At 74.4% G+C, this 11864-nt stretch carries 10 protein-coding genes; all 10 read right to left on the bottom strand.

Going from position 1 to position 11864, the window contains the following annotated elements; genetic code table 11:
- A partial coding sequence (locus ACIQOV_RS08685; protein WP_401046453.1) for a DUF4157 domain-containing protein occupies window positions 1–1701 on the bottom strand: 1701 nt, incomplete at its 3' end.
- Complete coding sequence (locus ACIQOV_RS08680; RefSeq protein ID WP_401046451.1) at window positions 1698–2078, bottom strand: hypothetical protein; 381 nt, start codon at window positions 2076–2078, stop codon at window positions 1698–1700. The genes ACIQOV_RS08685 and ACIQOV_RS08680, both read right to left, overlap by 4 nt.
- Window positions 2069–4048 carry an ATP-binding protein gene (locus ACIQOV_RS08675; protein ID WP_401046448.1) on the bottom strand — a complete coding sequence of 660 codons (1980 nt, stop codon included), beginning with the start codon at window positions 4046–4048 and terminating at the stop codon, window positions 2069–2071. The genes ACIQOV_RS08680 and ACIQOV_RS08675 overlap by 10 nt, the downstream gene beginning before the upstream one ends.
- 20 nt (window positions 4049–4068) lie before the next feature.
- The gene (locus tag ACIQOV_RS08670; RefSeq protein WP_401046445.1) at window positions 4069–5337 is read right to left on the bottom strand and encodes a DUF4255 domain-containing protein; all 1269 of its coding nucleotides are present in this window, start codon (window positions 5335–5337) and stop codon (window positions 4069–4071) included.
- Window positions 5338–5374: 37 nt separating this feature from the next.
- Complete coding sequence (locus ACIQOV_RS08665) at window positions 5375–6073, bottom strand: hypothetical protein (RefSeq protein ID WP_401046443.1); 699 nt, start codon at window positions 6071–6073, stop codon at window positions 5375–5377.
- On the bottom strand, window positions 6066–6797 hold the full coding sequence (locus ACIQOV_RS08660; RefSeq protein ID WP_401046441.1) for a hypothetical protein: 732 nt from the start codon (window positions 6795–6797) through the stop codon (window positions 6066–6068). The genes ACIQOV_RS08665 and ACIQOV_RS08660 overlap by 8 nt, the downstream gene beginning before the upstream one ends.
- 11 nt (window positions 6798–6808) lie before the next feature.
- Entirely contained in the window at window positions 6809–7333 is a 525-nt protein-coding gene (locus tag ACIQOV_RS08655; RefSeq protein ID WP_049649365.1) for a phage tail protein, read from the bottom strand.
- A gap of 7 nt (window positions 7334–7340) precedes the next feature.
- Entirely contained in the window at window positions 7341–9188 is a 1848-nt protein-coding gene (locus ACIQOV_RS08650) for a phage tail sheath family protein (RefSeq protein ID WP_401046437.1), read from the bottom strand.
- Between the two features lie 186 nt (window positions 9189–9374).
- Window positions 9375–9827 carry a hypothetical protein gene (locus ACIQOV_RS08645; RefSeq protein ID WP_401046435.1) on the bottom strand — a complete coding sequence of 151 codons (453 nt, stop codon included), beginning with the start codon at window positions 9825–9827 and terminating at the stop codon, window positions 9375–9377.
- A gap of 19 nt (window positions 9828–9846) precedes the next feature.
- Entirely contained in the window at window positions 9847–11592 is a 1746-nt protein-coding gene (locus ACIQOV_RS08640; RefSeq protein ID WP_401046433.1) for a peptidoglycan-binding protein, read from the bottom strand.
- Window positions 11593–11864 lie beyond the last annotated feature (272 nt).

Below are 11864 nucleotides of genomic sequence, written 5' to 3'. Positions count from 1 at the left end.
CCTGCGCGGCGGTGCCGCCCCGGGCTGCGTCTGTTCCGGGGGTGCCGCCGCAGGCTCCGCGTCCTCCTCCGGCCGGCCGTCCCGCTCGGCCTGCACCTGGTCGGCCTTGGTCGCGGGCGGCTCCGGGAACTCCGGGGCCTCGGCGTTCCCGGCCGGAGTGCCGTCCGGTGACAGGCTGATCCGATCGGCTGTCGGGACGGCCGACACGTCGAGGTCGGACGAGGGAAGGAAGTCCCCGGGCGAGATCTCCGGCCCGGCGTCGGCTGACGCCGGCTGCCGGTCCTGCTCCTTGCCCGGTCCGTCCTGGACCTCGGACTCCGCGTCGGGCTCCATGCCCAACGGCCGTTCCTGGTCCGGTGTTTCGGCTTTCTCGCGGTCTCCCGCCAGCAGCCCGTGCCGGGCCGGCGGACCGTCCTCGGCCCGGGCGACCGTGTCCACACGCTCGGGCTTGACCGGCGCGGGCTGCGGCAGCGGACGGGCGGCGGGGTCCTGCGGCTTCGTGCCGGCCGAGGGCTGGGCGGCGGGGTCCGGCTGCCCGGCTTCGGGAGAGTCCGGTACGACGGTGGCCACGGGCTGGGCGGCGGCCTCCTCGACCGGTGCGGGCGACTGCTCCGAGTCCGCGTCCGGGGCCGCCTCGACGGTCGACGGCTTCGCCTGCCCAGGAGGCTGGGCCTGATCGGCCCGCGGCTGCGCGGCCTCGGCCTCCGTGGGTGGCGCCTGCTGTTCGTCCTGCTGCTCGCCCCGCTCCTCCGGGCGTTCCGCGTCACCGTGACCCTTGCGGCGCCTGCGTCGCCCCTTCGGGTCGTCCGGCTGCCGTGCCTCCTCGTCGAGTTGCCGCTGCCGGTCCCGCTCGCCGCGGTCCCTCCGGTCGGTCCGCTCGCGGTCGTCGGTGGTCCGGTCAGCGGCATCGGTGACCGGTTCGGGCGTCTGCGCGCCGTCCGGGTCGGCCGGGCGGTGCTCGGCGGCCTCGACCAGCTCCAGCACCCGGGTGTAGTCCGAGGAGGGCAGCCGGATCTCCAGGCGCTCCAGCACGGAGGCCTGCAACTCGGGGGCGAAGCGCGCGAGTTGCCAGCGGACCCGGCCGGCGGAGTCGGTCGGGTCGCCACGCAGTGAGCGCAGGATGCCGGCCGCCAGCCGGTCGACCAGGGTGGCCGGGTCGAGCCGCTCGGCGCGGAACCGGTCGGCGTCGACGGTCGCGTAGCGCAGCCACCCCGGCGTGGCACCCGGCGTCGCCGCCGTCGGCCGGTCGTCGCGCGCGCCCTGCTCCGCCTCCCGCTCGATCGCGTCCTGCGGCAGGCTGACCGCGCCCAGGTCGCGGCCGACCCGTAGCGCGCCGAGCGGGTTCGGGACCTGGACGGTGTGCAGCAGCTCGTGGGTGAGCAGCCGCCGGCCGTCCTCGGCGGCGGGCCGGTACTTGCCCTCGCCGAAGAAGAGGTCCGGGCCGACGGCGACGGCGTCCGCGCCGATCAGCTCGGTCAGCGCGGCGGAGTCCCGGTCGGTGTGCACCCGGACCCGGCTGAGGTCGTGCCCGAGCCGCGCCTCCAGCTCCCGGCGCACGCCCGGGTCGAGCGGCTGGCCGGCGCCGGAGACGATCTCCTTGGGCTCGGGTGTACGGGCCTTCGGCGCCCGGGTCCTGCGCCGGGCCGAGCCCTGCTCGGTGTCCGGTGCGGAGTCCTTGGTCGCGAGGGCGGGTCGAGTCATGTCCGCCCCCGTCCCGGCGGCCGGCCACCGCCGGACAGCCCGGCGTGCACGGCGCGGGCGAGCGCCTCGCCGAGCCGCTGCGGTGAGGCGCCGGCCGGGAGCGGCGGCAGCCCGGAGAGCAGGTCCAGCGTGCGGTCGCCGCCGACCGCGAGCGGCACGCCGCGCGCCTCGACCAGGCGGGTCAGTTCGCTCCGGAACGCCGCCGTCAGCCGGTCGTGGTCGACGGGTGCGAAGCCGTCGAGGACCAGCTCGCCGATCTCGACCTCGATCCGCCCGGCGCCCCCGTGCCCGGGCTCGACCCGTTCGGCGCCACCGGGCTCGGCCTCGCTCCGCCCGGCGCCGTCCCTCCCCGTCGCAGCCCCGTCGGTCAGATCCATCCGCCGACCTCCGAGGGTGTCAGCGAGCGCTCCAGCTTCAGGTACTCGGTGCGCGCGGCGGCCAGCAGGTGCCGCATCTGCATCGGGCAGTCCTCGTCGGCGGCCAGGAAGGCGGCGGACAGCGCGATGTTGCGGATGGAGCCGCCGGCCACGGTGAGCTGGGCGAGCCGCTCCGGGGCGAGGCCCTGGCTGGGGGTCTCCTTGGGGATGACCCGGCGCCAGATCTCGGCGCGCTCCGGCACCCCGGGGAACGGGAAGTCGACCACGAACCTGATCCGCCGCATGAACGCCGGGTCCAGCGCCTTCTTCATGTTGGTGGTGAGCACGGCCAGGCCCCGGTAGGCCTCCATCCGCATCAGCAGGTAGCTGACCTCCAGGTTGGCGTAGCGGTCGTGGCTGTCCTTGATCTCGCTGCGCTTGCCGAACAGCGCGTCGGCCTCGTCGAACAGCAGCAGTGCGCCGCCGCGTTCGGCCGCGTCGAAGACCCGTCGGAGGTTCTTCTCGGTCTCGCCGATGTACTTGCTGACGACCTGGGAGAGGTCGACGACGAACAGGTCCACGCCGAGCTGCCCGGCGACGACCTCGGCCGCCAGCGTCTTCCCGGTGCCCGACCCGCCGGCGAACAGCGCGGTGACGCCGAGGCCGCGGCGCAGCACCGACTCGAAGCCCCACTCCTGGTAGACCGTGCCGCGCCGGCGGACGTGGGCGACGATCTCGCGCAGGATCGAGCGCTGGCGCTCCTCCAGCACCAGGTCCTCCCAGCCGGCCCGCGGCTCGACCCGCCGGCCCAGCTCCTCCAGGGACATCCGGGCCTCCGTCAGACCGGCGTGCCAGGCCAGCGGGCTGATGTCCCGGCCGTCCTCGGCCGCCCGCCGCGCCGTCGCCGCGGCCGCGCGGATCACATGGCCGGGCAGTGAGAACTGCGCGGCCAGCGCGCGGAGTTCGCCCTCGGTGACCCCCGGCGCACCGTCCAGTTCCGCGGCCCAGATCGCCAGCTGCTCCTCGGGGCCGAGCGCGGGTACGGTCAGCCTGGCCCGGTCCGAGGCCCCCTCCGCCGGGAGCTCGTCGCCGGAGACGACCAGCGGCACCGCCAGGCTCGTGAGGAAGGCCTCCGTGCCGTTCGGGGACCGCGGGTGCTCCCGGCCAGGCTCGCCGCCCTCCACCAGCAGCGCAGCCGGGATCAGGATCGCCTCCCGCTGCCACAGCCGGGCGAGCTGCTCGCGCTCGGTGGGCTCGGTGGGCAGGTCCTCGCGGTGCGCGGCGTAGAGGCCGAGCCCGGCGCGGTGGGCCGCCGCCGCCGCGATCTCCCAGCGGGTACGGCGGTCGGCGCCGGTCAGTTCGGTGTGCGGCGGGCCGGTCAGCCCGGCCGCGGTCCACCCCAGGGCCAGCTCGGCCGCGCACCGCTCGTGGGGCTCGGGCAGCTCGCCGGGCGGCCCGACCCGGGTGAGCAGGCCGTGCAGCCGCACGTCCAGGTACGGCACGCCGACCAGGAAGTGCAGCACCCGCTCGTCGATCCGCAGCCGGGAGGCGGTGAGTGCGGTCTCGTCGTCCAGCTCGACCAGCCGGAAGCGGCGCAGCGGGCCGACCGGGGTGAGGGCGCTCCAGTGCGGCTGGTCCAGGGCGGCGAGGGCGAGCGAGAAGGTCGGGTGAGCGCGCCCGGGGTCGCCGCCGGCCGCGGCGCACCGGGCGGCGGCGGTGGGGTCGATCACGGGAGCGGCGGCCAGCACGAGGACGTCGCGCTCGAACGGGGTGAGCCCGAAGGAGGCGCTGAGCGCGTCCAGGGCGGTGGTGGGCTGCCGCCGTCCGCCCCGGCGGCCGGCGGCCTTGTCGGACGACGTGGGGTCACCCGCGTCGCGGCCGGCCGCGTGCGCGTCGACGCGGTCGAGCACGGCGGCGACCGCGGCCGACAGCGCCTGCCGGTGCGGCTCGTCCGCCGGGCCGTCGCGGCCCTGCCTTCGACGCGTGCTCATCCGGATCCCCCGTCCTGCGGTCAGTGCGTCAGGTCCACGACGGGACCGTTGAACGTTCCGTCGCTCGACACCGTCAACTCGCTGGGCACGCCGTCCACCTGGACCCGGGCCAGGTACGCGGTCGGGCGCACGCCGACGACCGGCACCCGGACCTCGTACGGGTCGGTGCGCGGCTGCGGCGGCGCGGGCGCGCGGAACTGGTGGCTCGCCCCGCGCCGCCCGGCGGGCGGGTGCAACTCGTCCAGCAGCAGCAGGACCTGCTGGTCGTCCCGGAGCGGCAGGTCCAGCCGGACGTCCAGCCGGGCCGAGACCCCGGAGGGTCCGTCGCCGCGGTCCGCCGTGCCGATCGGCCCGACGATCCGCGGCTGCCGGGCGAAGGTCTGCGCGTTGGACTCCAGCGCGAGGTGGTCGGCGGCGGGCCTGCCGTCCAGCGCCAGTCCGTGCAGGACCTGCACCTGGTACACGCCGGGCGGCAGGTCCTCCGGGACGGCGACCACCAGCCGGTCGTCCCGGACGCCGCCCGGGTCGACCGGCACCCGCCGCTCGCCCAGCCGGGCCACGACCAGGTCGGCGCGCAGGCCGGTGCCCTCCAGCACCAGTTCCCGGTCCTTGGTCACCGGCCCTTCCCCGGGAGCACCGGGGGACCCGGCGGGCCGGGACAGCACTCGCTCCACGACCGGCCCACGGGACGGCACGGCCCGCACGGTACGGCGCAGCACCGGCTTGCCGGCCACCGGATCGACCCTGCCCTCCACGAGGACGGCGGCGGCCTGGTAGGTCACGGACAGCGCGTACGGCGTCTGGAGCAGCGTGCTCCACAGCTTGGACAGCTCCTCGACGTCCATCGTCGTGGGCGTGAAGCGCACCCGCTGCGGCGAGGCGGCCAGGTCCGTCCCCACCAGGTACGGCTGGGCGGCTGCCTCCTCGATCAACTGCCGGGACAGCACCGGCTGTTCGGTCAGTGCCCGGACCACGCAGCCGAGCAGCCGCTGGCCGACCAGCTGGGACTCCTCGCCGTAACAGCTGATCAGGTAGTGCAGGTCCAGGGCGGAGGCTGGCCGGGCCAGCACCGTGCCGTCCGTCGCGCGGGTGGGCGCGTCGCGGTTGCGGAGCGAGGCGTTGGCCGTGACCTGGTAGAGGAAGACGGTGATGGTCGGGTCGGTGGGCGGCTCGGTCGGCGGCTTGCGGGCGCCGACCTCGACCGCGAACGGGATGTCGGGCGAGAGCGCTCGGGTGATGAGCAGCCGCAGCGCCTCGCTCACGGTGGCGATCGCGAGGTGGTTGCTCACGGGTTCGTCCCCTCGGTCATGTGCCCCACCCGCCCGCTCATGAGGTCTCCCGGTCGAGGTACTTGTCCAGGTCGAGGGCCGGGCCCGGGCGGGCGGCCGCCGGCTTGGGCGGTCCGGCCGGGGTGCGCTGGGCGGCCTTGACCTCGACCCGCCCGATCTGGACCCGCACCACCCGCTCGACCGGCCGCTGCCGGCGTCGGGCCCCGGTCCCGTGCGCCCGGCCCGGAGCAGCTGCCCCGGCGGCCCGCCGTACGGACGCCGGTGCGGCGGCCGGCCGGGCCGGTACGGGCGGTGCCGCGGTCGGCGGCTCGGGGGCGGCCGCCAGGTGTCGTGCGGTGACGGGCGTCGGTACGGCTGCCGGGCGGGCGGCCTCCCTCCGCACCGCCGGCTCGACGGCCGGTGCGGCACCGGGGGTGACCGGCGGCGCGATCAGCAGCGGCGTGCGCGGCAGCGGAAGGACGGGTGCGACAGCCGGCCTGTCCTCACCGACCACCGCCCGCAGCGCCCTTTCGACCGGCGCCGCGGGCGGCGTCGCCGGCGGCCGGGGGAGTGGCACGGGAACGGGTCGTCCGCCCGAGCGGCCCGGCCCGAACGACTCCTCGTCCACGACCGGCGGCGCCGGAGCGAGCGCGTCGAGCCGTTCGAACGGCCCCGGCAGGCGCGGACGCACCCGTACCCCGGTCCGGTCCCTGCCCGGGCCGCCCTTCGCCACCAGGCGGTCGAAGTGGTCAGGCATCTGCACACAGCTCCAGGTAGTAGCGGCGCCGCAGTGGGCTGAGCGCCAGAATCTCCGCCTCGCTCCAGCCGTAGGCGGTGGCCAGGAGGTGGACATGGAGCAGGGTCGCCCGGGCCCAGTCGTCCAGCTCCTCCCAGAGGTAGGAGGCGATGTCCAGCTCGGCGAGGGCCTGCTCGCCGCACTCGGGGCAGCCGAGGTGCAGCCGGACGTCGGCGCAGGGGTCGGCTGCGGCGGCGGCCTCGGCCACGCGCCGCTGGACCGGTTCGGGGAGCTGCCGGGCGGCGACCGGCTCCCCGCCGTGCTCGGCGATCAGCACGCACCGCTCCAGCACCACGGCCCTGGCCTGGTCCGCGGGGGTCTGTTCGGCGGCGGCCAGATCGCCGGGGGTGGGCAGCCGGAAGCCGACCTGCCAGCCGTCCAGCTCCACCCGCAGCGGGCCGTCCGCCGGCCGCGCGGCACCGACCACCTCCCCGGAGTCGAAGGCGAACTCCATCTCCTCCGCGCAACTCGGGCAGCTGACCCGCACATTGAGCCGTTCGCCGAACAACTCGGCGCGCAGGCCGTACAGTTCGGCGTCCCGATGGCCGAGTGGAACGGCCAGCAGCTCCTCCGTCCCGGCGCCCGGACGGGCGACGGCGTGCAGCAGCAGGGCCCGCCCGGTGCGGCCGGCCGCCAGCCCGGCCTCCCAGGCGGCCAACAGGGCGGCCTCGCCGGCGAGTTCCATCGGTCGGCCGCTCAGGCCGGCTGCTGGAACGAGGGCTCTTCCGGTTCGGGCGTCTCCTCGTCCCGCTCCCAGCCCTCCACTTCCAGCTTGAGGCTCTGGATCGCCACCGCGTTGGCGTTGGCGTCCAGTTCGCCGAGCACCTGGTACTCACTCGGCCAGGCGCGGTACAGCTTGTGGGCGACCGCCACCTGACCGGCCTCGTTGAGCACCTGGATCACCAGGTCCTTGCGGAAGTCCCGCAACGAGACCTCCGCCCCGCGGCCCGCGCCGACCATCCAGACCTTGTTGGCCCAGCGGTCGAACTCCGGGTCGTGAGTGACCCCGCGCTCCAGGGTGACCGCCTCGAAGTCGGTGCGCCCCGGCGACTTGCGCGGCGCGCTCGGATCGCCCCCGCTGCGGTGCTTCACCACCTCGGTGGTGCGCTTGAGCGGGCTGATCTTGCTGATTCCGGCGACGACCCGACCGTCCCAGACGACCAGGAACTTGAAATTCTTGTACGGATCGAACCGGTGCGGATTGACGGTGAACTCGACCATGGAGATCCTAAACCTCGAACTGTCCGGCGAGCTGCTCGATCTTGACGATCACGAATTCCGCGGGCTTGAGTGGCGCGAATCCGACCACGACGTTCACCACACCGCGATTGATGTCGTCCTGCGTGGTGGTGTCCTTGTCGCACTTGACGAAATAGGCCGAGCGCGCCGACGTGCCCTGGAACGCGCCCTGCTGGAACAGCGAGTGCAGGAACGCGCCCACGTTCAGCCGGATCTGCGCCCACAGCCGCTCGTCGTTGGGCTCGAACACGACCCATTTGGTGCCGCGGTAGAGGCTCTCCTCCAGCATCAGCGCCAGGCGCCGCACCGGGACGTACTTCCACTGCGAGCTGAGCACGTCGGCGCCCGCCATGGTCCGCGCGCCCCAGGCCACCGGGCCCACCACCGGGAACGTCCGAAGGCAGTTCACCGCGAGCGGGTTCAGCAGGCCGTTCTCCCGGTCCGTCAGCGGGACGGTCAGCGCGCGCACCCCGGGCAGTCCGGCCTCGGTGCCCGCGGGTGCCTTCCACACGCCCCGCTGGCCGTCGGTGCGCGCCATCACGCCGGCGATGGTGCCCGACGGCGGGAAGCTGCGCAGCCGGCCGGTGAGCGGGTCGACCAGCTCCAGGTGCGGGAAGTACAGCGCGGCGTGGTCGCTGCGCACCGAGTCGAAGGCGGACAGGCCCGCCCGGGCGGCGTCCAGTGTCGTCCACGCCTGCGGCGAGTCGACGATCAGGAACATCCGCTGCTCCACGCAGAGTGCCTGGGCGGCCGAGACGACCGTGACGGCGTCGTCCAGGCTGGCGTAGCCGGCCAGTTCCGGCAGCACCAGCAGGTTGACGTCCGGCACGTCGCGCAGGGCCTGGATGCCGGTCTTGCCGGCCTCGCTGCCGATCAGGTCGGTCATGCCGGGGGCTGCGCCGTCCTGGCCGCCGGCGAGGGCGAGGACCGGCGGGTTGACCGAGCCCTCCAGCCCGAGGTTGTTGGCGGCCTCACCGAGGAAGCGCACCACGTCGGCCGGGTCGGTGGAGCCGGCGACGACCTGGAGCTGCCGCCCGAACACGCTCACCCGGGTGCCCGCGAAGGCCCGCTTGCCCGGGGAGTCGGGCAGGGCCCGCAGCTTGCGCTCCAGCAGCAGGGCGAGTTCGGGGACGGTGGTCGGCGCGGTGCCGTCTGCGGCCGGGTCGTAGATCTTGACGGTCCGCGAGATGTCGGCGATCTTCACCTGGATCTCGTGGGTGAGGTCCGGCAGCGTGGCCGCGAAGGGCTTGGAGACGGTGCCCACCGGGTCCGGTCGGCTCTCCGCCAGGACCTTCGCCCGGACGACGCCCGAGCCGCTGTTCACCACCGTCTCGGCGAACCGGGGGCTGGCGGCCCGGACCGACAGGTCCGCGAAGGACTCCCGGACGGCGCCGGAGGTGTCGAAGACCTGGAGGTTGAAGGTCTCGGCCGGGGTCGGCGTCCGGTAGTCCACGGCGACCCGCAGCCCCCCGCCCCAGAGTCCCGGCTCGACGGCCGTGACCTCCAGGGCCGGGGTGGCGGTGGAGGACTGCGTCGAGTTGAGCGTGACGCCCGCGGCGGCGCCGGTGCCGGCCGCCGCGACCCGGACCACGACCCCGACCGAGCCCCCGTTGAGGAAGAACTGCTGGACGGCGTAGCTGACCGGGCTCTGACCCGCGAGTCCGCCGAAACGGCGTTCGAAGTCCGCGAAGCTGGTGATGGTGACCGGCTGGTCGAGCGGGCCGCGCCGGGTGGCCCCGACGAAGGCGGTCACCGAGGTGCTCACCGCGGTGATGGTACGGACGCCGCTGGGAAGCTCTTCGATGTAGACGCCCGGGTAGGTCGGTGTCGTCGGCAATTCCCCCTCCGTTCACTTCGTGCATCAAGAGGCCGTTGAATGGGATCCGGATGCATTGGTGGCAGGCTCAGTCTCGGATTCAGGTGACAATTCGTCAAGGCCTGAACGTGAAAGGCTAATTGTATTACTGGGCCTGATTTCGGGGTTGCGGAATATGGTGGTCCGCAACCCTTGTGCGGGCGCCCGTCAGCCGCCTTCGGGCAGGTTCCGGTAGTCGGGTCGGGCCGGCGTGGGGTCCGGCGGCGTCGTTGCGGGCGCGGGCGCGGGCGCGGGCGCGGGCTCCGGCTCGGGCTCCGGCGTCGTTGCGGGCGTGGGTGCGGGTGCGGACGGCGCAGGCGTAGGTGCGGCGGGCGCAGGTGCGGGTGCGGCAGGTGCGGGTGCGGGTGCGGGTGTGGGCGCGGGGACCGGCGGCTGGTAGGACGGCGGCCGGGCGGCCCCCAGGAACCAGCCCCAGCTCGCGCCGAACCGGTGCTCCAGGAACCGGAACGCGGCGTAGTAGACCGTACCGAAGCCGGTGACCAGGGCGGAGGTGACGGAGGCGTTGTCCAGGTGGATGCCGAGCCGCGCGGCCTGCACCACGAGGAACGCGACGATGTAGGGCACGCACGTGCGCCACAGCGACAGGGCGAGTTGGTACATCTGTCCTCCTCGGCCGGTGTCAGCCGACGACGGTGAAGCCGTGCGCCTGGCCGAGCCGGGTCAGCGAGTTGATGCCGGGTATGCCGTCCGCCTGCTGCCCGCCGTACCCGTACCGGCGCTGCAACTCGGCGTAGGCGTCGACGGTCTTCGTGCCGAACGAGCCGTCGGCCCACTGCCGGTCGAGCAGCCCCTCGGCGACGAGCGCCCGCTCCACCGTGTACACGTCGTCCGGGTACGTGGTGGCGCCCTGGGCCGCGTCCGGGTCCTGGCGAGCCGCCGCGACCACCCTCGACTTCGACACCTCGGCGAGCGGGACGGCCCCGCCGAGCAGCCGGCGCAGCGAGGCCTCGCCGGGCACGCCGTCCGCGTCCCCGCCGGAGTAGCCCAGACCGCGCTGGAAGTCGGCGTAGTTGAGGGTGTCGGCGTCGGTCCAGTCCGGGCCGGGGCCCTGGCTGTAGTGCGAGCCGAAGTCCGCCGCCACCAGCGCCTCGCCGACGAGGGTGACCTGCGGACCGTGCGCGCCGTAGCCGTACGGCAGGCCGCCGACGCTGTTCTGGTACCGGGCCGGGGTCGGCTCCGGGGTCGGGTCCGGCTGGGGCGCGGGCTGTTGGGGCGGGGTGACCACCGTGCCGGAGGGGCGCGGCGCACCCGACGTCACCCAGGCGTACAGCGCCGGGCCGGGACAGTCGGTCGAGTAGCCGTCCTGGTGCCCCTTGATCTCCGGGCCCGCCGGGCCCTGCTGCTCGCAGTACTCGATCGCGTCCCGCAGCCCGTTGAGCTGGTCCGGGGTGGGCACGGTCGAGCCGGAGGCGCCGACCAGCCCGCACACCGCGTAGTGCGCCTCGTTGAGCGGGACATCGCCGTTGGCGCTGTTGCGCCGGTTCAGCCCGCGGCCCTCGAACACGTGGCCGTGCTCGCAGACCACGAAGCTGTAGCCGATGTCCGACCAGCCGTCGTCGTCCATGTGCGAGGCCTGGAGGCGCCGTACGTAGGCCGGGCAGGTGTCGTGGCTGTCGAAGGTGTACGCCGTGCCGAGATAGTGCACCTTCACTCCGGCGCGCGGACCGGCGTACAGGATCGAACCGTTGGGCTCGCGCCAGGGCCGCGCGCCCCACTGGTCCCGGGGCACCAGCTGGAGCCCCGGCCAGTCGGGCGGCTGCGGCCCCGGGGTCGGGGTCGGCGCGGGAGGCTCGGGGTCCGGGGTCCGGCCGGCGCCGGCCCACGCCCGCAACTCGTCCAGCGAGCCGTTGAACACGTCCGCGTCGAGCGGGTCGTCGCTGTACTGGTGGAAGCGCCAGGACGCCTGGATCCGCGGCGAACCCGCGGGCACGTAGTCCGCTATCCACAGGAAGTCACCGGCGTTGTCGTCCGTCCGGAACCAGTAGTCCCGGTTGGTGTAGAGCCCGACCAGGCGGTCCGGGTAACGCTGCTTGACCGCCGCCAGCCACCGGTTCTTCGCCTCGGTCGCGTCGCCGTCGCCGACCGACTGTCCGTACGGCTCGAAGTCCAGCACCAGCAGCTCGCCCGCGGGCACTTGCCCCACGACCCGGCAGAAGTGCTCCACCTCACCGTCGACCGGGTTCTCCGCGTGCAGGAAGTGGTAGTGCCCGACCACCAGCCCGCGCCCCCGGGCGTCCGCGAGCTTGTCGGTGTACCCCGACTGGCCGGTGTGGCCGCCTTCGGTGGCCTTGATGAAGACGAATTCCGCGTCCCCCGGGATGCCCGACTGGAAGTCGGAGACGTCATAACCCTTCGCGTATGCCATCAGGATGCTCCCCCTTTGCGCCGATGGCAGCCACGGCCGACCGGCCCCATCCCCCGGGGCGCCGACGCCGGCCAGAGCGTCATGTTCACTCCACATGACAACTGACTGAGCGTCAACTCCCTTGATTTGAAGGTGTTCTGTTGATTCTGCGGGCCTCCTGCGAGTGGCCCGTTCAGCAGACCTGTGCCACTGGCACATTTGCCGGACGACACGCCGACGCGAGGGTGTTCGGAGGGGCCCGTCCGGTGGTCGGGGGGGCGTGGTCGGGCCGG

Origin of the sequence: Kitasatospora sp. NPDC091257, from assembly GCF_044757675.1 — a bacterium.
Taxonomy (GTDB): Bacteria; Actinomycetota; Actinomycetes; order Streptomycetales; family Streptomycetaceae; genus Kitasatospora; species Kitasatospora lactacystinica.
This window is presented reverse-complemented; position numbering and strand designations above follow the sequence as displayed.

Excerpts from the sequence above, each read along its gene's own strand:
- ACIQOV_RS08680 (WP_401046451.1), bottom strand. The coding sequence starts at position 2,078 with ATGGATCTGACCGACGGGGCTGCGACGGGGAGGGACGGCGCCGGGCGG.
- ACIQOV_RS08675 (WP_401046448.1), bottom strand. The coding sequence starts at position 4,048 with ATGAGCACGCGTCGAAGGCAGGGCCGCGACGGCCCGGCGGACGAGCCG.
- ACIQOV_RS08665 (WP_401046443.1), bottom strand. The coding sequence starts at position 6,073 with ATGCCTGACCACTTCGACCGCCTGGTGGCGAAGGGCGGCCCGGGCAGG.
- ACIQOV_RS08660 (WP_401046441.1), bottom strand. The coding sequence starts at position 6,797 with ATGGAACTCGCCGGCGAGGCCGCCCTGTTGGCCGCCTGGGAGGCCGGG.
- ACIQOV_RS08655 (WP_049649365.1), bottom strand. The coding sequence starts at position 7,333 with ATGGTCGAGTTCACCGTCAATCCGCACCGGTTCGATCCGTACAAGAAT.
- ACIQOV_RS08645 (WP_401046435.1), bottom strand. The coding sequence starts at position 9,827 with ATGTACCAACTCGCCCTGTCGCTGTGGCGCACGTGCGTGCCCTACATC.
- ACIQOV_RS08640 (WP_401046433.1), bottom strand. The coding sequence starts at position 11,592 with ATGGCATACGCGAAGGGTTATGACGTCTCCGACTTCCAGTCGGGCATC.